Annotated in this window: 21 protein-coding genes and 2 pseudogenes; 14 read left to right on the top strand and 9 right to left on the bottom strand. The window is 40.0% G+C overall.

The window, feature by feature from the left end; all coding sequences use genetic code 11:
* Positions 1-161: 161 nt before the first annotated feature.
* Positions 162-572, top strand: coding sequence for a DUF4293 domain-containing protein (locus tag ACOQO1_RS03960; protein ID WP_420601560.1), 411 nt, complete (start codon positions 162-164; stop codon positions 570-572).
* 74 nt (positions 573-646) lie between these two features.
* Here ACOQO1_RS03960 and ACOQO1_RS03965 read toward each other — a convergent pair whose 3' ends face one another.
* From ACOQO1_RS03965 to ACOQO1_RS03975, 3 genes are all read right to left on the bottom strand, one after another.
* A complete protein-coding gene (locus tag ACOQO1_RS03965) occupies positions 647-1,504 on the bottom strand; it encodes a DUF6503 family protein (RefSeq protein WP_420601561.1) in 858 nt (285 codons plus the stop codon).
* 66 nt (positions 1,505-1,570) lie between these two features.
* Entirely contained in the window at positions 1,571-2,524 is a 954-nt protein-coding gene (locus tag ACOQO1_RS03970) for an MBL fold metallo-hydrolase (protein WP_420601562.1), read from the bottom strand.
* Complete coding sequence (locus ACOQO1_RS03975) at positions 2,524-3,018, bottom strand: metallophosphoesterase family protein (RefSeq protein WP_420601563.1); 495 nt, start codon at positions 3,016-3,018, stop codon at positions 2,524-2,526. The genes ACOQO1_RS03970 and ACOQO1_RS03975 overlap by 1 nt, the downstream gene beginning before the upstream one ends.
* An 88-nt stretch (positions 3,019-3,106) precedes the next feature.
* Between ACOQO1_RS03975 and truA the strand changes: the two are divergent.
* Both truA and ACOQO1_RS03985 read left to right on the top strand, forming a co-directional pair.
* Positions 3,107-3,857, top strand: a pseudogene (gene truA / locus ACOQO1_RS03980) (tRNA pseudouridine(38-40) synthase TruA).
* A pseudogene (locus ACOQO1_RS03985) lies at positions 3,844-5,618 on the top strand (ABC transporter ATP-binding protein). The pseudogenes truA and ACOQO1_RS03985 overlap by 14 nt, the downstream one beginning before the upstream one ends.
* A gap of 11 nt (positions 5,619-5,629) precedes the next feature.
* Here ACOQO1_RS03985 and ACOQO1_RS03990 read toward each other — a convergent pair.
* The 6 genes from ACOQO1_RS03990 to folP form a co-directional block, all read right to left on the bottom strand.
* A complete protein-coding gene (locus ACOQO1_RS03990) occupies positions 5,630-5,812 on the bottom strand; it encodes a nuclear transport factor 2 family protein (protein WP_420601564.1) in 183 nt (60 codons plus the stop codon).
* Entirely contained in the window at positions 5,763-6,083 is a 321-nt protein-coding gene (locus ACOQO1_RS03995) for a hypothetical protein (protein WP_420601565.1), read from the bottom strand. The genes ACOQO1_RS03990 and ACOQO1_RS03995 overlap by 50 nt, the downstream gene beginning before the upstream one ends.
* Before the next feature lie 349 nt (positions 6,084-6,432).
* On the bottom strand, positions 6,433-6,801 hold the full coding sequence (locus ACOQO1_RS04000) for a hypothetical protein (RefSeq protein ID WP_420601566.1): 369 nt from the start codon (positions 6,799-6,801) through the stop codon (positions 6,433-6,435).
* A 90-nt stretch (positions 6,802-6,891) separates the two neighbouring features.
* A complete protein-coding gene (locus ACOQO1_RS04005; protein WP_420601567.1) occupies positions 6,892-8,286 on the bottom strand; it encodes a sulfatase-like hydrolase/transferase in 1,395 nt (464 codons plus the stop codon).
* Between the two features lie 99 nt (positions 8,287-8,385).
* Positions 8,386-9,171: a diadenylate cyclase CdaA gene (gene cdaA / locus ACOQO1_RS04010; protein WP_420601568.1), complete on the bottom strand. Its 786-nt coding sequence runs from the start codon at positions 9,169-9,171 to the stop codon at positions 8,386-8,388.
* 44 nt (positions 9,172-9,215) lie between these two features.
* Positions 9,216-10,049 carry a dihydropteroate synthase gene (folP, locus tag ACOQO1_RS04015; protein WP_420601569.1) on the bottom strand — a complete coding sequence of 278 codons (834 nt, stop codon included), beginning with the start codon at positions 10,047-10,049 and terminating at the stop codon, positions 9,216-9,218.
* A gap of 95 nt (positions 10,050-10,144) precedes the next feature.
* Here folP and ACOQO1_RS04020 point away from each other — a divergent pair, with 95 nt between their 5' ends.
* From ACOQO1_RS04020 to ACOQO1_RS04070, 11 genes are all read left to right on the top strand, one after another.
* Positions 10,145-10,690, top strand: coding sequence for a DUF1599 domain-containing protein (locus ACOQO1_RS04020; RefSeq protein WP_420601570.1), 546 nt, complete (start codon positions 10,145-10,147; stop codon positions 10,688-10,690).
* A 27-nt stretch (positions 10,691-10,717) separates the two neighbouring features.
* Positions 10,718-11,059: a four helix bundle protein gene (locus ACOQO1_RS04025; RefSeq protein ID WP_420601571.1), complete on the top strand. Its 342-nt coding sequence runs from the start codon at positions 10,718-10,720 to the stop codon at positions 11,057-11,059.
* Positions 11,060-11,136: 77 nt separating this feature from the next.
* Positions 11,137-12,231 (top strand): BT_3928 family protein, encoded by a 1,095-nt coding sequence (locus ACOQO1_RS04030; RefSeq protein WP_420601572.1) that lies wholly within the window; start codon positions 11,137-11,139, stop codon positions 12,229-12,231.
* A gap of 31 nt (positions 12,232-12,262) precedes the next feature.
* On the top strand, positions 12,263-13,012 hold the full coding sequence (tpiA, locus tag ACOQO1_RS04035; RefSeq protein WP_420601573.1) for a triose-phosphate isomerase: 750 nt from the start codon (positions 12,263-12,265) through the stop codon (positions 13,010-13,012).
* A gap of 264 nt (positions 13,013-13,276) precedes the next feature.
* Positions 13,277-14,104, top strand: coding sequence for a 50S ribosomal protein L11 methyltransferase (prmA, locus tag ACOQO1_RS04040; protein ID WP_420601574.1), 828 nt, complete (start codon positions 13,277-13,279; stop codon positions 14,102-14,104).
* A 20-nt stretch (positions 14,105-14,124) separates the two neighbouring features.
* Complete coding sequence (locus tag ACOQO1_RS04045; RefSeq protein ID WP_420601575.1) at positions 14,125-14,400, top strand: ATP-dependent Clp protease adaptor ClpS; 276 nt, start codon at positions 14,125-14,127, stop codon at positions 14,398-14,400.
* Between the two features lie 56 nt (positions 14,401-14,456).
* Positions 14,457-17,264 carry a two-component regulator propeller domain-containing protein gene (locus tag ACOQO1_RS04050; protein WP_420601576.1) on the top strand — a complete coding sequence of 936 codons (2,808 nt, stop codon included), beginning with the start codon at positions 14,457-14,459 and terminating at the stop codon, positions 17,262-17,264.
* A gap of 320 nt (positions 17,265-17,584) precedes the next feature.
* Positions 17,585-20,620 (top strand): SusC/RagA family TonB-linked outer membrane protein, encoded by a 3,036-nt coding sequence (locus tag ACOQO1_RS04055; RefSeq protein WP_420601577.1) that lies wholly within the window; start codon positions 17,585-17,587, stop codon positions 20,618-20,620.
* A 34-nt stretch (positions 20,621-20,654) separates the two neighbouring features.
* Positions 20,655-22,106 carry a RagB/SusD family nutrient uptake outer membrane protein gene (locus ACOQO1_RS04060; RefSeq protein ID WP_420601578.1) on the top strand — a complete coding sequence of 484 codons (1,452 nt, stop codon included), beginning with the start codon at positions 20,655-20,657 and terminating at the stop codon, positions 22,104-22,106.
* A gap of 20 nt (positions 22,107-22,126) precedes the next feature.
* Positions 22,127-24,211 carry a hypothetical protein gene (locus tag ACOQO1_RS04065; protein ID WP_420601579.1) on the top strand — a complete coding sequence of 695 codons (2,085 nt, stop codon included), beginning with the start codon at positions 22,127-22,129 and terminating at the stop codon, positions 24,209-24,211.
* Positions 24,212-24,223: 12 nt separating this feature from the next.
* The gene (locus ACOQO1_RS04070; protein WP_420601580.1) at positions 24,224-25,912 is read left to right on the top strand and encodes a glycoside hydrolase family 16 protein; all 1,689 of its coding nucleotides are present in this window, start codon (positions 24,224-24,226) and stop codon (positions 25,910-25,912) included.
* Positions 25,913-26,016: the final 104 nt, after the last annotated feature.

The raw sequence follows: 26,016 nt of genomic DNA on the forward strand, positions 1-26,016 counted from the left end.
AAATAAATTGAAGTAAAAAGTTATTGGGGTACTACGACGGGAAAGATTTCCTTGGGTAAGTGCTTCGCTAATAACGACACAAGTATACAAATTATTTTCAAGAATAAGCTGTCATTTACCGAAAAGACACTTATTTTTGCCTTCCGAAAGCAATTTGAACAATGATTCAACGAATTCAAACGTTTTTTTTAATAATGGTGGTACTCGCCTCAGGTGCGCTACCATTTGTTTTGAGTTTATGGATTGATGGGGAGGGAGCCGAGTTTTTTGCCCAAAACGAACTATGGATAAGTATCGTTTTTTATGGTTCCGCGGCATTGGCCTTGATTTCGATTTTTATGTACAAAAACAGACAGAATCAATTTGTTGTGAACAGATTGAATATGATATTGAATCTTTTTTTACTAGGATTTTTCGTTTATCGATCACTAAGCTTATCCGGAGAAAACACCATTTCTGAGAAGGGTATTGGGATGCTGATTCCTGTATTTTCTATCGTTTTTCTGGTTCTGGCCAACAGAGCCATCAAAAAGGATGAAGATCTTGTAAAATCTGTTGATCGCTTACGTTAAACCTAACATCTTAGTAGTATTAGTGCGAAAAACCCCGGCATTGCCGGGGTTTTTAATTTTATAGTGACTGTAATCTATTGTTGTATGGTTTCCGCAGTAAAACCGTTTCCAAATTTTATATTTTTTAATGTTTGGATAAGGCTGGGTTCTTCTGAGTATCCCTGTTCACTGGGCATAAAATAGGATCGCTTGGTCGATATTAACTGTCCGTCAATATTTTCATATTCGTAGTTGGCCGCAATAACAGGTTCGTCTACACCTAAAAAAGGTATTGAGAAGAAAAACCTATCAATCAATTTTGTCTCTGGGTTTACCAAAATAATATAACTGTCATTTTGTTCCTTCCCGGTAACTTCAGCATCATAGCTTACTTCAATTTTATCATATGTTTTTCCCTTATAATCCTCTTGCCCTAAATATTTAGCCTTTGCCCCTTTGTCGTTCAACTTGTAGTGCATGGTAAACCAATAGTAATTGGTTCTTCTAAGGAAATCACTCACCCCTAACAATTCTGGATTTTGATTTTCGTCTCCATTTACCAAAACCGTGGTTTCATTTCCATCAAAATATTGGATTACTTTATCGTTGCTATCCTGCATAAAGTTGATTTGATGCTGGCCATAATTGCCGTACGAAATCTCAGAACCGAATATGTAGCGCTCCAGGGAAACATCGGCCTTTCCTGTTTCAGGTGACCTATAATCATAGGTGTACTCCACATCACCCTTTTTCCAAAGGCCGTTCCAGCCACCATGGGCATATTCAATGGCTGCTAAAATGGTCTCTGGACGATTGGTGTCATAGACAGGTTCTTTGACCACTGTTTCAACCATCTTTGTTTCAACAGTGGCGGCCTTATTATCTTTTGGCCCGCACGAGCTTAACAATAGTGCACAGGTAATCGCGAGAAGTTTTAAATTAGGTGTTTTCATCTGTTTTTGGATTGTTTGATTGCTTAGACGTGCAAGGATTGTAATTCTTACGAATCTGTGAGTACCTTAAAGTGCGAACCTTTCCCGAAACTTGGCAACCTTATGACCTTGTATCTGAACCAATCGGGATTCGGTGCTTTTGGGTTTCAAGAGAGGGTTGGTGTGATTGAAATGAATGAAATGGACTTTCCCTTTTTCCTCATCGGAAAGTTCATCAAAAAGTTTCATACTTTCAATAACAAAGGGATGGGGTATTTCGGAAATATCCCTATTGTTGATTTCCTTTTCGTCAAAAAATGAAGCATCTAAAAATGCAAAATCCACCTTTTTGATTTCTTCAACAATATTCTTTTCCCATTTGTGCCATTTATCAATATCTGGAATAAACAAAACCGATTTGTTTGGACCCATAATTTTGTAGCCAACGGTTTCAGAATATTCATCTCTATGAGGTACCGAAAAAGGCACAACTGTAATATTGGAGGTCAGTTGCAGTGGTGTTTCATCTTGAATTTGTTGAAGAGTAATATTATTTAAGGATACCAATTGGTTCCAAGGACCATTGGTTTCCAGAAACGATTTCATTTTGGGCATTGCATATACTGGAACCTGGCTTGCTCCTTTAGCTTCACGCCCCAGGTACATCAATCCGGTATAATGACCAATATGCGCATGGGTCAAGAAAATCCCATCAGGAATGTCGTTGTCATTACCCGAAAAATTCTTCAAATCCCTCAATTGGGCAGGCATATCTGGAGTAGCTTCGAACAGGAACGATTTTCCATTTTCATGATCCACCAAACCCAATGAAACTACTTTACGATCAGACTCAGGGTTTTCGAACAAAGCTGAACAGCACTCTTTTTGACAATCAATATGAGGGCTGCCTGCATCCTGAACAGTGCCTAATAAATATAGAGTGACCTTGGCGTCAGGCTCTGAAAGCACCTTTTCTTCCTGCTTTACCTTGTTGTTGCAGGCTATACTAAATAGTAAGATGATTAAAAGGCAATGTTTCATTAGTTTTTTCCTAATTCAATGACTTCTAAATCCGAAATTTTTTCACCATCAATAACAAAACGGAGCATGGTCCTTACATGTTGGAAACCTTGTTTTCCGCAGGCACCCGGATTCATATGTAGCAAATTCAATTTTTTATCGTTCATGACCTTTAAAATATGGGAATGTCCGGAGATAAACAATTTTGGGGGATTTCGTTTGATTTCGTCCCTAACCCTAACATTATATTTATTGGGATAGCCTCCAATATGCGTAATCCAAACATCAACCCCTTCGCAGAAAAACCGATTGTGCTCAGGAAACTCCATTTGAATGACATGGTCATCAATATTGCCATAAACCCCTCGAAGCGGTTTCAGTGCTTTCAATTTATCGGTCACCGCAATATTTCCAATATCCCCTGCATGCCATATTTCATCCGCCTGTGCCGCATATTTTAAAATGGACTCGTCCATATGTCCGTGGGTATCGGAAAGCAATAAAATCTTGGTCATAACGCTAAAAATATGCTAAAAAAATATAGTAAGATTTCTATTGAGGGGGATTCAAGTATCTTTAACAACTTAAAAGTAAGGGAATCCATTGAGATATTTCATCCAATTTTCTTATTTCGGGAAAGCTTACCATGGCTGGCAAAACCAACCCAACGCAATAACTGTTCAGGAGGTACTGGAGAAAGCCCTGTCCACACTGCTGCGCAAAAAATTGATGTTGTTGGGGCTGGACGGACTGATGCCGGAGTACACGCCAAAGAAATGTTTGCGCATTTTGATTTTGATACAATCGAAGATTCCAAAGAGCTTACGTTCAGATTGAATGCTTTCCTGCCAGAAGATATTGCCGTACAAAGCATTCAAAATGTTCAGGTTGAGGCCCATGCCCGGTTCGATGCAGAGGAACGTACTTATGAATATTGGGTGGTTCAAGAGAAAAATCCGTTTTATGCCGATTTTGCACATTTTGTAAAACTGCCATTGGATGTTGATGCATGAACAAATCGGCTCAATTTTTATTGGAACACAAAGATTTTGAGTGCTTTTCCAAGTCCAATACAGATGTTAAAACCTTTCTTTGCGATGTTAAGAAGGCTCATTGGGAAATAAAGGAAGATAAGTTGGTCTTTACCATTACAGCAGACCGATTCCTTCGGAATATGGTCAGGGCCATTGTTGGTACTTTGTTGGATGTGGGACTTGGCAAAATGGAACCTGAAGAAATCAACACAATTATTGAAAGTAAAGATAGGGGCAAAGCCGGTGTTTCTGTCCCTGCAAAAGGATTATATTTGACAAAGGTCTCTTACCCAAAAAAGATATTTAATGAGCAAAAATGATGAAATAGGAAAAGCATTTGACTTTGGTTTGTTCAAGCGAGTGTTTGCGCATACCAAACCCTACAGAGTTACCTTTTGGGTGGTGGCCAGTGGTTGCCATTTTATCCGCTGCTTTTGCGTATATTAACACCGATTTTGGTCAAATTCATAATAGATGAACCCCTAGCCAACAAAGATAGTGAGCAATTGTTGTTTGTTGTGTTGATAATGTTGGGTGCCTTGTTGGGGCAGGTAATTTGTCAGCTTCCTGTTCAATTATTATGCAAACTTGTTGGGTGAGTCGGTGATCAAAGATATTCGGGTTCGGCTTTTTCAAAAGATGATGGGTTTTAAAATGACCTATTTTGATAATTCTTCCATTGGGGTTTTGGTCACACGGGCGGTTGCGGATATGCAACGTATTGGTGAAATATTCAGTCAGGGATTTTTTGTGATTGTTGCCGATTTGCTCAAAATGCTTTCCGGTGCAGCGGTCATGCTATACATCAATTGGAAATTGGCCTTGATTGTATTTGCCATTCTACCAATAATTCTAGTTGCAACAAGGGTGTTTCAACAAGCCATGAAGGTAGCTTTTGTTGAAGTTCGTGCACAGGTGGCCAATTTGAATTCGTTTGTGCAGGAGCGCATTGCGGGAATGAAGATTGTACAGCTTTTCAATCGTGAAGAAATTGAAAAGGAAAAATTCCGAAAGATCAACGAAAAGCATCAGAATGCGTGGTTAAAAACAGTTTGGTACAATTCCATCTTTTTCCCCATTGCCGAAATTTCAAACTCTGTTGGTATTGGTCTAGTGGTATATTTTGGGATAATTCAAAGTATTGACGGTATTAATTTGGATAACAAGGGTTCCATTGTCGCTTTTTTCTTTTTGATGGATCTATTGTTCCGTCCACTTCGACAGATTGCGGATAAGTTCAATACCCTGCAAATGGGAATGGTGGCTGCAAACCGGGTGTTCAAGATTTTGGACACCGATAGCCAGATTGCCGATAACGGAACCTTGGAAAAAACGGATGTAAAAGGCAACATTCAATTCTCCGATGTTCGATTTGGGTATTTGGAAAATGAGGAGGTATTACATGGGATTTCTTTTGATGTAAAGGCTGGTGAGACCGTGGCCATTGTGGGGGCAACCGGAGCAGGAAAATCTACCATCATCAATCTGTTGAACCGTTTTTATGAAATCAATTCAGGAATATTTTGATTGATGAACACAATATTCAGGACTACTCCTTAAGGTCATTGCGTTCCCATATTGCCATTGTGTTGCAAGATGTGTTCCTTTTTGCCGATTCCATTGCCAACAACATATCACTTCGTGATGAATCTGTTGCGTTATCGGATATAGAGGCCGCCGCCAAACAGATTGGGGTGCACGAATTTATTTCGAGCTTGCCCGGAGGGTACCAATACAATGTGAAAGAACGTGGAAGTATGCTCTCCAGTGGTCAACGCCAATTGATTGCATTCTTGCGGGCCTATGTAAGCAACCCAAGCATATTGATTCTGGATGAAGCCACCTCATCAGTAGACACCTATTCGGAACAATTGATTCAACAGGCCACGGACAAAATCACCGAGGGAAGGACATCCATTATCATAGCACACCGCTTGGCGACCATTAAAAAAGCAGACAAAATTATTGTTATGGATGCCGGACAGATCGTTGAAATGGGTACCCACAAAGAATTGCTTAAAAAAGGAGGTTACTACAACGATTTGTACGAAGCTCAGTTTTTGGCCGAGGAGGTGGCGTAAATGTAAAAGTATTAGTGAATACTTGAATCTTTAAACTGCCAGAGCACATTTACAATTTGCCATTTCCCGTTTAGTTTAATGATGTGCATATAATCGATCCAATCATCGGCAATTAATTTTACCGAGGCGGTTTTATCGTAAATATCAAGTATGACCACTTTCTTTTTTCGGGTTCTCAGGAAATTTGTCACCATCTTTATTATAGGTCTCTGCCAATAAGATCATGGCATCGGTAAAAGTCTCCCGTAAATACTCCTTTTGGGTGCTTTTGTCGGTCCAGAAGGTTCTTTTTACCATCCTGGGGTGGGCGGCACGTTCAAATTGTTCTGGTTTTACATGATGTTGGGATTCGATATAGTCCAATGCCACTTGTTTAATTTCCATGCTGTCTTTTTGGGTCTGCGCATGGGTATATAAAGCGGTAAATAATAGGAAGCAAAGGGATAAGTTGATGGTTTTTCTCATTTTTTGTTGATTTTGATGCCAAATGTATGACAAGGCAAAAGCAAAAAAATGTTAATTATGATTTCCTTTGGAACACGAAATCAATTCAAAACTTTTATCTGTACTTAGAAACTTAGGTGACCCGTTGTGCATTTAGATGGAATTCGTCAGTTTGAGTGAATTTTCACGATTGTAATCGGTGAAAATTTGTATCGAAAACAAGGATTTCGACCTCAAAGGAGTTCTCGATACGATTTTTTGTTCCTTAAAATCACTCGAACTGACAGGGTTTTATTAAAGCTCACAGGAAGTTGGCCCTTTTTGTTTTTGAGATGATTACTCCAAATCCTTTTTCTCAACCTTAAACATATCAATTTTCTCCATCCAAAAAATCATCGGATGCATAAAATTGAAGCTTTACCTCCACATTTTTATCCGTTTTGTCACGGGTGGATTTCATGATCAATCGTGCTTTGGAATTATTAAAGTCTAGCGTATGCTTGTCGTCAAAATCTTTATTACCATCAGCAAAGAATGTAATCAGGACAGTATGGGTGCTAAACCTTTGTTTTGTTTCTGCACGCCAGGTGCCTTTACCATATTTATGCACTTCAGGTGGAATCCCTCGTTTTACATTTTTATATGAATGAAAGAAAAAAGAACCGTCTTCATTTAAGGATAAAGTATATTTTTCTATATGGTCTCCACCACCAAGCTTACGATGATATTCCCCGGTCACATCTATCCATTTGGGAAAACAGCGGAAGAGAGAACATTGCGAATAGTAAAACGATAATTGGTTTCATTTATACGATTCTTTCTTTGTATATTATTGTGTTAAAGGTTGTTTGGTTTTATACTTTTTGTCATACAACTCAAGTTGCCTTTGTTTCCAAACGGCTCCTTCTAAAAATACCGGGTGAGGAAGACGTACATCCCAGCTCCCCAACTTCTTTAGCAATTCTTCCGTTTTTTTCAAATGTTTTAGCGCCACATTTTTTTGTTCAGAAGTATCAGAAGGTAAATGGAATAACATAGGGAAGCGGTCCGGGAGTCTTACCAATTTCCAATCGCCATCCCTGATTGCAGCGCTTATGGTAAAACGCCATTTTAGTTCTTTGTGTGGCGGACCTACCTTTTCTTTCAAAATATGGGGTACTAGGTTTACCCCGTCCGTCGTTATCCCATGGTTTTTTCCGCCTGCCAATTCAAGAAAAGTGGGCATAATATCCAACGAGGAAACAGGGTTGTTGTACCTCAATCCAGATGGAAGTGTTTTGGGCCAATTCATAATAAATGGCACGTGTATGCCTCCTTCCAAAAGGATTCCCTTCTGCCCATTATATGGGGCGTTTAATGAGGCGTTGCTATCCGTGGGACCACCATTGTCGCTCATAAAGACTATCATGGTATTCTCCCTAAGCCCATTCTGGTTAAGCGATTCCATAATCTTACCAACATTAATGTCCAATCGGTGGACCATTGCGGCATATGTTCTCCTTTTTATATCATCTATATGTTCGTATAGTTCAAGGTCCTCCTTGGTTGCCTGCAGAGGAGTATGCGGTGCGTTAAAGGAAGCGAACAAAAAGAAAGGACGATCTTTATGCCTTTCTATAAATTGAACACTTTCATCCCCAACATCATCAGTAATATATGAGATTGGAGTTGGCGTTTTATAATTGCATTCAATTGGGGATTTATACCCTTTCCCATTTGGCAGGGAAGAAAAATAATCATGTCCACCTCCGGTGTATCCCCAGAATTCATCAAATCCTCTTTGCAAAGGATGGAATTGCGGTTTCTCACCCAAATGCCATTTTCCGATAAGTCCATTTGTATAACCAAGAGGTTTTAATCTATCAGCTATGGTTTTTTGTGAAACGGGCAAGCCTAAGTATTCAGGGTCAAAACCTGGTTGATTGTTTGCTAAATTATTGTCATGCCCAAATTTAACCTGATTGATTCCGGTGAGCAGGCCAGCTCTTGAGGGGCTACAGACAGGAGAGGAAACATATCCCTCTGAAAAGATTATGCCTGTATTGGCCAGTTTATCTATGTTGGGTGTTTTAATTTGAGTGCTTCCACTATAACCAAGATCGGCAAACCCCAAATCGTCCGCAAGAATTAGAACAAAGTTTGGACTGTTGTCGCTTGCCGATGAAGTTTGATGAATTTGAGCACCCAAGCTTATTGTAAATCCAAAAGCAATCAATGTTAGCATTGCTTTTTTTAGATGATTAATTTGTAATGGTACAAAGTGGATAGTGTACATTAACTTCTGATGTATTGTCCGGGTTTATGACTTTTGAATTGAAAACAATTATTCCAAATCCTTTTTCAACAGATTGGTCAGTTCCTCCATTCCTTTATAGGGAACAAACTCACCGTTTTTTATATAAGTAATAGATCCAGTTTCTTCACTCACCACTAAACAAATGGCATCGGTCTTTTCGGTAATGCCCACAGCGGCACGGTGGCGTAGTCCAAAACGCAAAGGAATGTTCCGATCGTTGGAAACGGGCAGAATTACCCGAGTTGCCGTAATGTAGTTATCTTGAATTATCGCCGCTCCATCATGTAGTGGGCTATTTTTAAAAAAGATACTCTCTAGAATAGGTTGGGTAATCTCAATATTCATACTATCCCCGGTTATCTTTACAAAGTCAAGGGAATTGGTGCGTTCCATGACAATAATGGCCCCGGTCTTGGTTGAACCCATTTTTTCACATGCCCCTACAACGGCTTCAATATTGGTGTCCGTGGGCATGGCCTCTTGTCTTAAAAATTTAAAATGCCGGATAAAACTCCGCTTGGAGGCAAAATTGGTAGAGCCAATCATCAACAGGAATTTTCGTATTTCTTGCTGGAACACAATGATCAGAGCAATGAGACCAATGTTCATAAAACCACCCACCATGCTACTGATCATTTTCATTTGAATCAGCTCAGTCAACTTCCACAGAGCCCAAACAATCACTATTCCAATAAAAATATTGATGGCAACCGTACCTTTGACCAGTTTATAAATGTAGTAGAGTAGGGCGGCCACAAGCACAATGTCGATGACATCTGTGATTTTAAATTCAAGAAAATTCAGAAAATCCAACCGCGGTGTTTTTGTAAAATTAGCAAAAATAGCCTAACCAAAAATTAGAGTGCGTTGGCTTTTAATGCTTCTATGAGCATTACGCACTCCTTTGCTTCTTTAACGTCGTGAACCCTTAAAATATTGGCGCCTTTCAACAATGCTACGGTATGGAGTGCTGTTGAACCGTTCAAAGCTTCTTTTGGAGATGATTTCAGCACTTTGTAAATCATGGATTTTCTACTTAAACCGATCAACAATGGAACTTCAAAAGTTTTGAAAAGGTCCAGATGGTTCAGTAAGGTGTAATTCTGCTCTGTGGTCTTAGCAAAACCGAAACCAGGGTCAATGATCACATCGTTAATTTTATGCTCGGTAGCCTTACCCATCTTTTCTGAGAAATAATAGCGAAGGTCCTTGATTAGATCATCGTAAACCGCCTTTTTCTGCATGGATTGCGGAGTACCCTTCAAGTGCATCATAATATAGGGTACTTGGTATTGGGCAATGGTAGCAAACATATTTGCATCAAGATTTCCGGCAGAAATATCATTGATTAACGCTGCTCCTCGTTGCAAACTCTCGGAGGCTACCTTGCTTCTGAAAGTATCGATGGAAACCAAAGTTTCAGGAAAGTTTTTGAGAATCAACTCCAAAATGGGGAGCATTCGCAGTAATTCCTCGTCTTCTGGAACGTGTTCGGCCCCAGGTCTTGAACTGTAAGCACCCATATCAATAAAAGCTGCTCCATCCAAAAGCATTTTCTCTACCTGTTTCAAGATAATGGACTCATCCTTGTACCTTCCTCCATCATAAAAAGAATCAGGGGTAAGGTTCAAAATACCCATTATTTTAGGCGTGCTGAGGTCGATAAGGTCTCCTTTGCAGTTTATGGTCATAAGAAATAGCTGCTTTGTTGGGTTTGATTATCTTTGGCAAGGTGTTTTTATAGCACCCAAGTTTGGACGAAATTTACGCAAATTAGCCAGAATACATGCAGCACACCTCCCAACAATATGATGCAGTGATCAATGCCTGCCGGGAACTATTTTTAAAGAAAGCCAAAGATTATGGTACAGCTTGGCGGATACTTCGGCTCCCGTCGTTGACCGATCAAATATTTATCAAGGCCCAGCGCATTAGAAGTTTGCAGGAAAATGAGGTACGCAAAGTGGATGAAGGGGAACGCTCCGAGTTTATCGGAATTATCAACTATTCCATTATGGCACTGATCCAATTGAAGAAAGGGGTTGTAGAACAGCCTGATCTTTCGGCAGAAGAAGCCATTGCCCTATATGATGCGGAAGTTACCATAACCAAAGAGTTGATGGAGAACAAAAACCACGATTATGGCGAAGCGTGGCGCGATATGCGAGTAAGCTCATTGACCGATTTGATATTACAAAAATTATTGAGGGTAAAACAGATAGAGGATAACCAAGGCGCTACTTTGGTTAGTGAAGGTATTGATGCCAATTACCAGGATATGGTAAATTATGCGGTTTTTGCGCTGATTCACATGAGTGAAAGTTCCAAATAAAAAAAATACAAATCCCAAATCTTAAAAATGTCAAAGATTTATGATTTAGAAGAAAGGACATTTAAATTTGCTTGCAATTGTAGAATTTTGGTGAAGTCGCTCAAGACCTCGATTGCTAATATTGAAGATGGAAAACAATTGGTCAGATCATCTGGTTCTGTTGGTGCAAATTATATTGAAGCTAATGAAAAGTTGGGTGAGAAAGACTTTGCATTTAGGTTAAAGATCGCCCGAAAAGAAGCAAAAGAATCTAAATATTGGTTACGCTTATTGAAAGAGAGTAACCCTAACGCAAATGAATTTGATGGCTTGATACAAGAATCTGAAGAACTTAGAAAAATACTATCCTCCATTATAAATAAAATTTGAAATTCGACGTATTTGGAATTTGGTACTTGTATATTGAAATTTAGTATTTGTAGATTGGAATTTTATTTCGAAGAAATATGAAATATTTGGTTTGGATTTCTAGGATTTTTGTCGGGGTCTTATTTATAATAAGTGGACTCATAAAGTTGAACGACCCTGTTGGGTTCTCCTTCAAACTGGAAGAATATTTTAGCCAAGGGGTGTTGGATCTTCCGTTTTTAATGCCCTTGGCTTTGTCAATTTCCATTTTTGTGGTCATTGTTGAGGTAATTTTGGGAGTACTGTTGCTAATTGGGTTTAAACCAAAATTTACGGTTTGGAGCCTCTTGTTGATGATTATCTTTTTTACCTTCCTAACTTTTTATTCGGCATATTTCAACAAGGTTACAGACTGCGGTTGTTTTGGTGATGCTGTAAAACTCACTCCTTGGGAATCGTTCACCAAGGATATCATATTACTGGTTTTTATTTTGATTTTATTCTTCGGTAGAAAATATATTACACCCTTGTTCAATGCTAAAACCAATTGGATTGTGGCAGGAGTTTCATTGGTAGTCTGTGCTTTATTTGCGAACCATGTACTCAATCACCTACCTTCGGTAGATTTTAGACCGTATAAGATCGGAGCCAATATTCAGGAGGGGATGAGCGTGCCGGAGAATGCTCCAAAGCCTTTATATGAGTATGCATGGCAATTTAAAGTGAACGGGGAGGAAAAAATTGTGGTGACCAATGGAGAATACCCAAAAGTTGATGGGGAATTTATAGGTGTAGAAACAACAGAAATTCAAAAGGGATACGAACCACCAATCCACGATTTCACCATTGAACAAGACGGAGAAGATATGGCTTCTTCTATTTTGGAGGAGAATAAATTGGTAATGGTCATTGCCTATGATTTGGCAAAGAGCAATCATGAAGCTTTTGCAGATGTGGCTTCAGTGACATCAAAAGCCAAAGAAAAGGGGTTCAAAGTTATAGGTATGTCAGCTTCTGGAAATGATAGGGCAAACCAAATAAAGAAGGATTACGGATTGGACTTCGATTTTTACTTTACTGATGAGACCACACTAAAGACCATTGTACGATCTAATCCGGCCGTTTTGGTCTTGGAGCGGGGCACTATTCTGCAAAAAGTCCATTATAATGACCTTGATGAATTAGAATTCTAAACATAATAACACCAAACATAAAACAAGAAGAATGAGAACCCAAATAGTAGCAGGAAACTGGAAAATGAACAAGAATATTGAAGAAACGGAGGCTTTGTTGTCCGAGCTTTCCGCTAAACTTCCAGATACCCATGCCGAAGTCATTGTGGCACCAACCTTTGTTAATTTGGCCCAAGCACAAAGAAGTCTGCAATCATCAACCATAAAAGTGGCGGCCCAAAATATGCACTTTGCAGAAAATGGAGCTTATACCGGTGAAATTTCCGCAGATATGTTATTGAACATTCATGTGGATACTGTGATTCTTGGCCACTCTGAGCGACGATCCCTTTTTGGAGAAACGGATGATTTACTGTCCAAAAAAGTAAAGACCGCTTTGGAAAAGGAAATGACCATTATTTTCTGCTTTGGAGAAGAATTGGAAGACAGAAAGTCTGGAAATCATTTTTCTGTAGTGGAAAGCCAATTGAAAAACGCCCTTTTTGATTTGGATGCCGCTGCTTGGAAAAGTATTGTGTTGGCTTACGAACCTGTTTGGGCCATTGGAACAGGAGAAACTGCAAGCCCTGAACAAGCGCAGGAAATGCACGCTTTTATCAGAAAAACAATTGCAGAGGCTTATGACAACTCAGTTGCAGAAGGTGTTTCTATTTTATACGGTGGAAGCGTAAAGCCTGCAAATGCTTCGGATATTTTCTCAAAACCAGATGTGGATGGTGGTCTTATTGGCGGAGCTTCGTTAAAGGCAGATGATTTTATTGCCATTATCAAGGCCATTTAAACCAGTTGATGTTGTAGATGACGATTTTCCAGAAATAGCTGTAAATCGAGCGGAATTGCGTTTTGCAAAGCAAAAAAGAGCATCTAGCGATAGATTTATCAGCGGTTTTGCAATGAAATGGCAAAAATTTCATTAAAATCGTCTTGATTTTTTGGTTCGTTTTGTATCAAGACAAAATGAACATGAACACAAAATACTGACAGCAGGTGTTTTATGTATACAGACTATGTAAGGTACATTGAATGCATATTTATTTGATTCAGAGTGATTTATATTGAATACAACTTTAAGATTATACCTTTACAGCCTGCAACCGATATTTTAATTGCAGAACTGGGGGAAGTGGGTTTTGAAAGCTTTGTGGAAAACGATTTGGGCTTGTTGGCCTACATACTCAAGTCGGAATGGAAAGAAACCATTTTAGAGGACTTACATATCTTAAAGAGTCCTAATTTTGAAATCACCTGGTCCAGTAAAGAAATAGCACAACAAAATTGGAACGCGGAATGGGAGAAGAATTTTCATCCCATTACCGTTGGTAATCAATGTATGGTCCGGGCTCCTTTCCATGAATCTAAAAATGTAGAATATGACATCGTCATAGAACCAAAAATGAGTTTTGGTACCGGACACCACGAAACCACCCATATGATGTTGAAACATATTTTAAATGAAGATTTCGATGGTAAATCGGTGTTGGATATGGGGTGCGGTACCGGAGTTCTGGCTATTTTGGCTGAAATGAGAGGTGCAACTACTCTGGACGCTATCGATATTGAAGAATGGTGTTTCTTAAATTCCAAGGAAAATGTAGAAAGAAATAATTGTAGTAGGATTGAAGTCTATCAAGGAGATAGCAGCTTACTGGTAGATAAGAAATACGATATCATCTTAGCCAATATCAATAGAAATATTTTACTGGACGATATTCCTGTCTATTCCAATTGCTTAAATAAAGGAGGAATACTTTTTTTAAGCGGATTCTACACCCAAGATTTAGATATAATTTCCTTAAAATGTGGGGATTGTGGGTTAAAATTTGCAAAAAAACTGGAAAAGAACAATTGGGTTTCGGCAAAATATGTAAATTAGGATTGATTAATTCCACAATCATGGGAACCCAGGAGAAAGTATCGGAAGAACTACTTTTAGAAGAAGAGATTGTAAATCAGAATGAAATTGTGCTCTTCAATGACGATGTAAATACATTTGACCATGTCATTGAAACACTTATAAATGTTTGCGACCACACTCCGGAGCAAGCAGAACAATGTTCATTAATTGTACATTATAACGGAAAATGTACGGTCAAAACTGGAGAATATTCCTATCTAAAACCCAGATGTTCCAAACTATTGGATGCAGGTTTGAATGCGGAAATTATTTAATACTTGAATTCTTTTCCTATATTTAGATAGGTTGATCATTGTTTAAATACAGGAATTTGAGATTCTTTCCTTTTTTCGTAATACTTGTTTTTTTAATTGCTCCCATTTGTTCCCAAGAGTTGCCCCCTATTCAAAACTATACTCCAGCTGATTATTATGGTGAAAATCAGAATTGGGCAATTTCACAATCTTCGGATGGATTTATATACATAGCCAACAACCATAGCCTCCTTGAATCTGATGGTATTCAGTGGAATAAGTATCCCACTCCAAATGGCTCCGTAATCCGAAATGTTACCGTGGTAAATGACAAAATTTATACAGGGTGTTATATGGAATTTGGCTTTTGGACAAAAAACTCAAAGGGTAAACTAGTATATACCTCGCTTAAAGATAAGCTTACTGAACCACTCATTGAGGATGAGGAATTTTGGAATATTGTTCCGGTTGAAGACTGGATATTGTTCCAATCGCTTAATCGCATTTACATTTATAGTCTTACAAATGAGAATTTCAGGGTTATCGAAGCGGAAACTGACAAAGCCCAAATTTTTAATCTTACAAGCGGAGTTTACTTTCAAAGAAAGAACCAGGGTGTATTCAAAATAACCGAGGGTGCGCCAAGTTTGGTTACCCAAGATGTCCAAATAAGAAATAAAACGTTAATTGGGTTATTTGAATATCAAAGTGGTTTGGTTTATGTAACAGCCGATTCCAAATTATACAGAGCTGGTGGAGATGACCAACTGGTTGAGTGGAACATTCCTGCACAATCTGACCTACAATCACTTAATATATACAGTAGTCTACGGTTGAAAGACGGTAATATTGTATTGGGGACCATATCCAACGGAGTGTACCTAATATCCAAGGAAGGCAGATTAATTCTCAGGATTGACCAGCAGCAAGGATTGAATAACAACACTATTCTTTCCATATATGAAGACCAAGATTCCAATTTATGGTTAGGACATGACAATGGGCTTAGTGTGGTTAACCTTGATTCCTATTTTAATGAATATGTTGATAACGAAGGTAAATTGGGAGTGGTTTATGCGGCAAGGGTTTATAATGGAAAATTGTATTTGGGAACCAACCAGGGATTGTTTTGGACCGAACTTAATGGCATTTCCAATTTCAAATTGATCAAAGGAACTGAAGGTCAAGTATGGTGTCTAACGGAAATACAGGGTAATTTGTTCTGCGGCCACCATAATGGGACCTATTTGGTAAAAGATGATGGTGCTGAGTTGATTTCGAATTTTCCTGGTACATGGGATGTAAAAGTCATTGAAGGAGAGCCAAATTACCTATTGCAAGGTAATTATGGAGGACTTAGCATTTTGGAGAATACCAATGGGAAATGGAAATATCGCAATACGCTGGAAGGTTTTAGTAACTCGAGCCGGTTTTTCGAATTTTCTGCTCAGAATGAGTTGTATATCAACCATGAGTACAAAGGCGTGTTCAGGTTAAAACTGGAAGAAGACTTTAGAAAGGTGAGAATTTTATCTAAGGAAGAAAGCAAAGGGATTGCTTCAAGTCTTGTCAAATTCAAAGATGAAACTATCTATGCAACAACCAATGGTGTGTTTAAATTGGAACCCCAAGGTCAATTTATTGCCGATTCAACGCTTACCCAACTTTTTCATTACAAGGAACAGGACGCTTTGAGTATTTTAATGAATGATGTACCAAATCAAAGGCTATGGCGTTTTGGCCAACAGGAAATTATGTTTGTTTCCCCTTCCAAGTTTGATAGTGGGTATAACCGGACGGTTGTACCATTACCCACTGGTTTACGAAACAATCTGGGGGTTGCTGGCTTTGAAAACATTACCAATATCGGTAGTGATAAATACCTGATAGGTTCTTCAAATGGCTATGTTACCTTGAATTTGGAAAAGCTGAAACTAAAGGAGCAGGTCATTCATTTAAATAAAGTGAATAAATATAGCTATGGTCAACCTGTCCAAAGTATGGCTTTGGATTCCGTTGCTCTTTTGGAAAACAAGGAAAACAATCTTCATTTTTCATATAGCGTTCCCGCATTCGATAAATATACCGCAGTTGAGTATCAGTATAAATTGGAAGGGTTGTATGATAACTGGAGCGATTGGTCAACTGCTGCTTCTGTTACTTTTGAGAATTTACCTTATGGGGATTTTACCTTTTATGCAAGGTCCCGGATTGGGAGCAAAATGTCCAATAATACGGCTACCTATTCCTTCTCAATTGCCAGGCCTTGGTATCTGACCAATTTAATGTTGACTATTTACCTTTTATCGACAATTTTAGGTGGTTTTATGATTCACAATTTCTACAGACGTTACTATCGTAAACGACAAGAAAAGCTTATTCAACGTAGTCAACGTGAAATGGCATTGGCCAAAGCTCAAAATGAAAAAGAGATCATAAAACTCAAAAACGAACGGTTAAAGGAGGATTTTAAAAATAAAAGCAATGAGTTGGCCGCATCAACAATGAGTATCATTAAAAAGAATGAACTGTTGTCAAAGGTCAAAGAACAACTTGTGGAAAGTGTAGATGACAAGGATTCAGTAAGACCCATTATACATATCATCGATAAAAACCTTAATCAAAATGATGACTGGGAACTTTTTAAGGAAGCGTTCAACAATGCGGATAGGAAGTTCTTGAAGAAATTGAAAAAAGAACATCCCAATTTATCCCCAAACGATATTAGACTCTGTGCTTACTTACGTCTTAATCTATCTTCCAAAGAAATAGCTCCAATGTTCAATATTTCTCCGAGAAGTGTCGAGATCAAACGATATCGACTCAGAAAAAAGATGAACCTTTCCCAAGATGATAATCTGACCAACTATATTTTAGGGCTGTAAATGCCAAATAAGGTTAAAAAGTGTCACTGTTAAAGCATATTTTGACCAAAATCTCATGATTTCAAGAGATGTTTACAAAGAATTGATACAACATAAATTCAAAACACCTCAACATTACCTATACAATATGGTATTTTCAAGGAAGGCATCTAAAAAAAAGGGCTAATTGACAAATTGTGATAGTGCTTGCAAACACAGCCTTTTTGTGAGTATTTGACAATTTTTTACGCAATTTTTTGAAAACGTTGATTTTTTGTAGAGGTTCTTTTTAAGGATTCTCAATAAACAGAAATTAGATTGCAGCTTCAAAATTAACTCAAATGAAGCACGTCTTTTCTTTTCTGTTTTTGGTTTTAAGTACTTCTTTACTTACCGCTCAGAGTATTTCAATTTCTGGGACAGTGTATGATCGGGCCTTGAATGAACCTTTACCGGGCGTCAATGTCATTCTTAAGAACACCACTAACGGCACAACTACTGATTTTGATGGTAATTTCACATTGGCAGATGTTGCGGTGGGCGACGTTCTGGTTTTCTCCTATATAAGTTTTAAAACCACAGAGATGACCATAACGGGTCAAGATGCCATAACCGTTTACATGCAGGAAGACGTAAGTGCCTTGGATGAAGTGGTCGTGATTGGGTATGGAACCCAAACGAAAAAAGAGATTACAGGGGCCGTTACGGTGGTAGGCTCAGAGACCATAGAAGAATTGAACCCAACTCGGATTGAGCAGGCTTTACAAGGTCAGGTAGCTGGGGTGAACATCACCGCAGAATCAGGATCACCTGGTAGTGGGTCCAGTATCCGCATCCGTGGAATATCAACAAATGGGGACAACAGACCTTTGATTCTTGTTGATGGCAACGTTATTGAAGACCTGAGTGTCCTAAACCCAGGGGATATTGAAAGTATCAACGTACTCAAAGATGCCACCGCAGGTATTTATGGGGTAAGGGCGGCAAACGGGGTCGTTTTGATAACCACCAAGACAGGTAGAAGAAATTCGGAATTAAAATTCAGCTATGACGCCTACGGAGGTTTTCAAGAAACATCACGAACCATTCCAGTACTCAATGCAACCGAATATGCAGTTATTATAAACGAGGCTTTCGCAGCCAATGGCCAGCCTAATCCCTTCCCAAACATTTCAGAATTGGGTGTGGGTACAGATTGGCAAGATGAGGTTTTTCAAACCGCACCAATATTCAATCATAACCTGACCATGAATGGAGGGGGCGAAAAATCAACATATTCTTTTGGAGCCTCCTTGTTGACCCAAGATGGTATTGTAGGTGGAAACAAAGCAAACTTTAAACGTTATACAACCCGTGTCAATTTTAATACGGATCTGCTGGAAAATCTAAAGTTGACCACAAATTTGTTATACACAGGCACGGAACGAAGAACACTTTCTGAAAATGCCATAGGTTCTGTTCTTTTTAATGCACTTAACAATGCCCCGACTTTTGCGGTCAAAGATGCAAATGGAGATTTCACCTTGGCCGAAGGACTTGGTAATGAAGTAATAAATCCATTGGCTCAAGTGGCCAATACATTTAACTCTACCGATGTAGATCGTTTGAGTGGGAAAATAGCATTGAACTATGGTTTTTTGGAAGATTTTACCGTGGAGACCAGTCTGCAGTTCAATTATGCTGAAGTACAGGGAAGAGGTTTTTCTCCAACGGTTTTCTATGGTTCGGGAAAAGTGTTCAATAACATTGGTAGAAACTCCTTGTCGGTAAACAAGGATATTTTCAGGGACTATACGTTTGATGCATTTATAAATTACAAAAGACTTTTTGGAGAAAATCATAACCTTCAGGCAACCTTGGGTACTTCAGTGTTCAAGACAACCGGCCTGTTCTCTGGAAGTACAACAGGTTTCTTTGAAAATGAGACCACTTTTGCCCAGGCGGATATTGCGAACACGGTAGATAGAAGGAATGGATTGGTGGATAGCGGTCTTAGCGGCAAGTTTGATGAACGATTGTTGTCCTATTTTGCCAGGGTCCAATACGACTATAAAGGCAAGTATCTTCTTTCTGGGGTTATCCGAAGAGATGGTTCTACCAAATTTGGACCCAATAATCGCTTTGGTTATTTCCCATCAGGTTCTGTTGGATGGGTAGTTTCCGATGAGAATTTTTTAAATGAGAGCAAGACCATCAACTTTTTTAAGTTAAGGGGAAGCTATGGTATTTTAGGTAACGATCGTATCCCTTCCAATGGATTTAGGGGAGTGCTAAGTGGAGAAGGAGCTTATGTGTTGAATGGACAGTTGGTGTTTGGTCAGGCAGTGGGAGTTTTGCCCAATCCAGCCATTCAATGGGAAGAGCAAAAAACTTACGATATAGGGATAGACCTGAGATTGTTCAATGATACCATTGATATTACAGCAGATTACTTTAACAAAACCACGGAAGGGCTCTTGCTTCAACCACAGGTTTCGGGAATTCTAGGGGCATCGGCTCCAGGAGCCCAAGCTCCTGTTGTAAATGGTGGTACAGTTGAAAATAGTGGATTTGAATTTGCCATTGGATATGATTATAGCCCATCAGAGAATTTTTCCTTGGGAATCAATTATAATGTAACCTTCTTGGATAATGAGGTTACTGAGGTAAACAACGAAGCGGGGTTTTTACAAGGAGGCGCATTTGGAGTTGGTCAGGATCCACCTGCCAGAATGGAAGCAGGAAAGCCCATAGGATATTTCTATGGATTGGAGACCAACGGAATCTTTCAAAACCAAGCTGAAGTAGATGCTCATGCCACACAGGCCAATACAGGTCCGGGCGATATACGTTTTGTGGACCAAAATGGTGACGGAGAAATTGATTCTGATGATAGGGTAGATATTGGTAATCCAATACCCGATGCTACAATGGGGTTGAACCTCTCTATCAATTACAAAAATTTTGACTTTGGGGCATACGCTTTTGCATCGATTGGAAATGAAATCGTTCGAAATTATGAACGAAACCAACCTCTTGTCAATAAATCGGTTTTCACTTTGAACCGGTGGACTGGGGAAGGGAGCTCCAACGAATATCCTAGGGTAACCACTGGAGCCACATCCAACACCCTGTTTTCAGACTTTTTTGTAGAGGACGGTTCCTTTGTAAGGATTCAGAACGCGCAAGTGGGATATACATTCTCAAATGAATTTATGGAACGCTTTGGGGCTGATAAGCTTCGGATTTATGTTTCCGCCAATAACATTTACACATTTACAGAATATCGGGGGTACGACCCAAGTGCCTCTTCAGGAGCACCAATTGGCGCCGGAATCGATCAAGGATTCTATCCAGTGCCCAGAACTTATCTATTGGGTGTAAATCTAAAATTTTAAAAGGATGAAAATGAGCAAATACAACTTAAGATTCATGAAAAAAATTCTTTTTGTCCTGTTTGCCAGCCTTGCAGTTTGGGCATGTACGGACGATTATGTTGATGTGGATTCCTTTAATGAGGATACCGAAAGTTTTTTCAATTCAGAAGAAGATTATCAAAGCGCACTTATTGCTGCCTATGACATGTTGCATTCCACCTATCTAAATGTAATGCTAGGTGAAATAGCTTCGGATAATACCCTGGCGGGTGGTGAAAGTGCCACTGACGTTCCTGGAATTCAAGAGGTGGATGATATGACGCACACACCTGTCAATCAACAGTTACGGGATATATGGAACTGGATGTTCGCAGGAGTGAACCGCGCAAATTACATTTTGGAATTCAAGGACAAGACAGATTTTGCCAATAAGGATGCCGTACTTGCCGAAGCAACTTTTCTACGCGCCTATTATTATTTTGAACTGGTAAAATGGTTTGGCGATGTACCATTGGCCGTAGACCAAAGACTTCTTTTTGGAGATCAGAATACAGCCGAACGCACACCTGCATCAGAGGTTTATGCCCAAATAGAAACAGACCTGATTTTTGCTGCAGCCAATCTACCTGCTACGCAGACCGAAGTTGGAAGGGCAACCAAAGGAGCGGCCCAAGCATTATTGGGAAAGGCATACCTCTTCCAAGGCAAATTTCAAGAAGCAGCGACCGTACTTGAGGAGGTAATAGGTTCGGGTACATATGACCTATTGGCTGATTACGCCACAATGTTTGAAAATGATAATGAGAACAATATAGAATCTGTTTTTGAGGTGCAGTACACTGACCTGGAAGGAGCGGGATTTGATTGTCTGCAATGTAGTGAAGGTAATGTGGCCGTTGGTTTCAATGGTATTAGAAACTACTCAGGACCATTGTTTGAATCTGGTTTTAGTTTTAACGTACCCACCCAAGAAGTTTTTGATGCCTTTGAGGCAGGAGACCTAAGAAGAGATGTGGCCATTTTGGATATTGAGGCCTGGGCCGCGTCCAATAGCGGTGTTTCTTATGTAGAAGGTTTTGAACATACAGGCTATTACAACAGAAAATATATCTCACGTCAAGGAGATCTCAATACGGGAGATGCCAACTTGACCAATCCCAACAATTACAGGGCTATCAGGTATGCAGATGTGCTGCTTATGGCGGCCGAAGCCCTTAACAGGGGCAGTATTGATGATACACGAGCACTGCTTTATTTGAATCAGGTGAGAAATAGGGCTGGACTGGCCGATTTGACCGATACGGGAAATGCATTGACCACGGCCATTTATCAAGAAAGAAGGGTAGAGCTTGTCGGAGAAGGACATCATTTCTTCGATTTGGTAAGAACAGGAAGGGCGGCAGCTGAAATTGATGGCTTTCAGGCCGGTAAAAATGAGCTGTTCCCAATTCCATCCATAGAAATAGAATTAGCGGGCAATCGCTGGCTGCAAAACCCAGGGTATTAATAAAAACTAAACTTTGAAAAATGAAATATTTTAAACATCTATTGGTACTTTTCATAGTACTTGGCGTATTTAACTCTTGTGAAGAAGATGATGATCAATCCTTTGCATTTCAAGATATTTCCGCACCGACCAATTTAAGTGCCTTATTTGATATTGCAGATGATGATACTGGAACGGTGTCAATTACACCAACTGGCGAAGGAGCATCTGTGTTTCAGGTTTTCTTTGGAGATGTGGAAAACGAATCCGCAACTGAAGTTGCCCCTGGCGAAACGGTGAATCATGTTTATGGAGAAGGCGAATTTACTCTAAAGATTATTGGAGTAGGTGCAACCGGATTGACAAGTGAGTTAAGCAGAATAGTGAACATATCGTTCACACCTCCCAGTGATTTGGCTGTTGATGTTACGGCCTCTACAACCAATTCCTTGGAAATTACAGTAGCCCCAACTGCTAATAACGCAACCGTTTTTGATGTGTTCTTTGGAGATGTGGAAAATGAGGAAGCCACCACTATTATGAATGGCGAGACTGTAAATCATATCTATGCCGAAGCTGGTGATTATGAGGTGAAAGTTGTGGCGCGAGGAGTAGGTGCAGCCACTGTTGAATCCACTCAAACTGTAAATGTTCAAGCTCCGGTGACCTTGGTAGCCGAAGATTTGGTTGGAACCTGGGTAATGGCACCTGAAGCAGGTTCGTTGGGCGTAGGTCCGGCACCTGGTGATACCAGTTGGTTCGCAATTGATGAGGCTGGTGTAACGGCAAGAGCTTGTTATTTTGATGATACCTATACGTTTAATGAAGACGGTTCTTTCGTAAATGCACTTGGCGCAGAATCTTGGATTGAAGGATGGCAAGGTGGCTCCGAAGCTTGTGGTGCACCTGTGGCACCTCACGACGGTTCTGCTTCTGCAACTTATACCGTAGATGGAGTTGCCGGTACGGTTACCATCAATGGTACGGGAGCCTATATAGGACTTCCAAAAGCTGTCAATGAAGGAGAACTTCCCAATGTGGCGGTTCCGGAGTCGATAACTTATACAGCTTCGCTTTCTGAAAACAATACGGTTTTAAATGTTGTTATTGAATCAGGTTCAGGTGTTTTCTGGCAATATAAACTAATCAAAAGTGTTCCTCCAGTTTCACTTGCTGGAACCTGGAGAATGGCACCCGAAGCAGGATCCTTAGGAGTTGGTCCAGCACCTGGAGATGTAAGTTGGTTTGCCATAGATGACCAAGGGGTTATCGATAGGGCCTGTTATTTTGACGACACCTATGTGTTTGGAGGAGATGGATCGTTTATGAATGTCCTTGGTACAGAATCTTGGATTGAAGGATGGCAAGGTGGCTCCGAAGCCTGTGGTGCACCAGTTGCTCCACATGACGGTTCAGCATCTGCAACGTATACCTATAATGCAGGCGCAGGTACATTGACCATTGACGGTACAGGAGCTTATTTGGGTCTTCCCAAAGCAGTCAATGCAGGGGAACTTCCCAACGTAGCCGTTCCTACTTCCATTACTTACAACGTTACACTAGCAGACAACAACAATACAATGAACGTGGTCATTGAGTCCGGTTCAGGAGTATTCTGGCAATATAAGTTGATCAGGGATGTTCCCTCTCCTTTGGAAGGCACTTGGAGAATGGCGTCCGAAGCAGGATCCTTAGGAGTTGGTCCAGCACCAGGAGACGTAAGCTGGTTCGCCATAGATGACCAAGGGGTTATCGATAGGGCCTGTTATTTTGACGACACCTATGTCTTTGGAGGTGATGGATCGTTTATGAATGTCCTCGGTGCAGAATCTTGGATTGAAGGATGGCAAGGTGGCTCCGAAGCCTGTGGCGCACCGGTTGCCCCGCATGATGGAACTGCATCTGCAACTTTTAGCTATGATTCTGGCGCAGGCACATTGACCATTGATGGTTCTGGGGCCTACATAGGGCTTCCCAAGGCTGTTAATGCTGGGGAACTTCCAAATGTAGCCGTTCCTAACAGCATTACCTATAACATTACCTTGTCCGACAACGACACCACTATGAATGTGGTCATTGAAGCAGGGTCAGGAGTGTTTTGGCAGTATAAATTGGTTAAAGACTAAAAACCATTGAGGATGAAAGATGTAAAACTATTGATTGTAATACTATTGGCAATGTTGGCTTTTGGTTGCCAAGAAGATGAGCCAACGTTGGATACCATTCTGGTGCCATCAAACCTATCGGTTTCTACGGAAGTAAGTACCGACGGTTCTGGGATAGTGGTTTTTACCGCTTCCGCTGATGATGCCATCACTTATACTTTCAAGTTTAGTGATGGAGACGTTCAGGTATCTCCAAATGGTACCGTGACTAAGCGATTTACTCTTGTTGGGCTAAACACGTATGATTACGCTGTTGTTGCCTATGGTACAGGAGGAGTAAGCTCATCTGCTTCTTATCAAGTTGCTGTGGAAAGTGATTTCTCAGATTTTGTAGCCATGGAATTACTTACAGGTGGAGATTTAAATGATGATGGTGAAGTTGTTTCGGCTTCTTCCAAGACATGGTATTTAGCTGCCGTAGAACCAGGACATTTGGGAGTGGGGGCCACTTTGGCTTTTTTGCCAGACCAATTTTGGTTTCCAGCTTTCTTTTCTGCATCTCCATTTGAAAAATGTGGTGAAGCGATCAGCAGTTGTTTTTGTGATGATGAATTTACATTTACATTGAATGCTACGGGCAATCAATTGACCTATGAACATGATAACAAGGGAGCAACATTTTTTAATGCAGGACACCAAGATATTGTTGGCGGATCTGTAGGGGAAGACGCATGCTTCGATTTTGATACCTCAGGGGTGAGCAGTGTATCATTGGCACCCACTTCAGTGGATTGGACACAAGTACCAGATCCGGCGTTCAATTCTAGAGGAACAGTAATGAACTTTACAAATGATGCCTTTATGGGATATTACATAAGTACCTCTTCCTATGAAATTTTGGAAATCACCAACAATTCCATGCATGTAAGGGCTATTGATGGAAACGATTCAAATCTTGCTTGGTATCTTAAATTTTCTACGACTCCAGTAGATGAACAAGGTAATTCTGGAGGTTCCGGTACCACTTTTGAAAATTTGGTGTGGTCACAGGAATTTGATACGGATGGTGCCCCAGATTCAGCGGTATGGAATTATGATCTTGGTACTGGTGATAATGGTTGGGGAAATAATGAATCACAGTACTATACCGATCGTCCAGAAAACATCATAATTGAAGATGGAGTTTTAAAAATTACGGCACAAGCTGAGAGCTTTAACGGAAGCGATTACACCTCTTCCCGTATCCAGACCTATCAGAATTTTGAATTTCAATACGGCAGGGTCGATGCCAGGGCAAAATTACCCACTGGAGGCGGAACATGGCCTGCAATTTGGATGCTTGGAGCTGATTTTGAAACCAACATTTGGCCAGCTGCTGGGGAAATTGATATCATGGAGCATGTGGGCAATAATCAAGACCAAATACTGGGTAGTACCCATGATCCAATCAACCATGCCGGAGATGCAAGAAGTGTAGAAACAACCGTTACAGGCGCTTCTGATGATTTTCACGTGTATAGTGTGATTTGGACAGAAACTGAAATTACATTTTTAGTGGACGATGTCGAATACGGAACCTTATCTAATGATGCCAATCGTCCATACGATAAGGATTTTTTCCTGATTTTGAATGTTGCAATGGGTGGAAACTTTGGAGGGAATATAGATCCCGGGTTTGTTTCCTCTACCATGGAGGTGGATTATATAAGGGTTTATCAATAGTAATAGGTTGTTAAGTTTTGTATGAGAAAAGGACCAGTTACTATTAGTACTGGTCTTTTTTGTCCCTAAATGAGCGGCGATGGAAAAAGTCAAAAATGTGCACA

The organism is Flagellimonas sp., from assembly GCF_965222555.1.
Taxonomy (GTDB): domain Bacteria; phylum Bacteroidota; class Bacteroidia; order Flavobacteriales; family Flavobacteriaceae; genus Flagellimonas.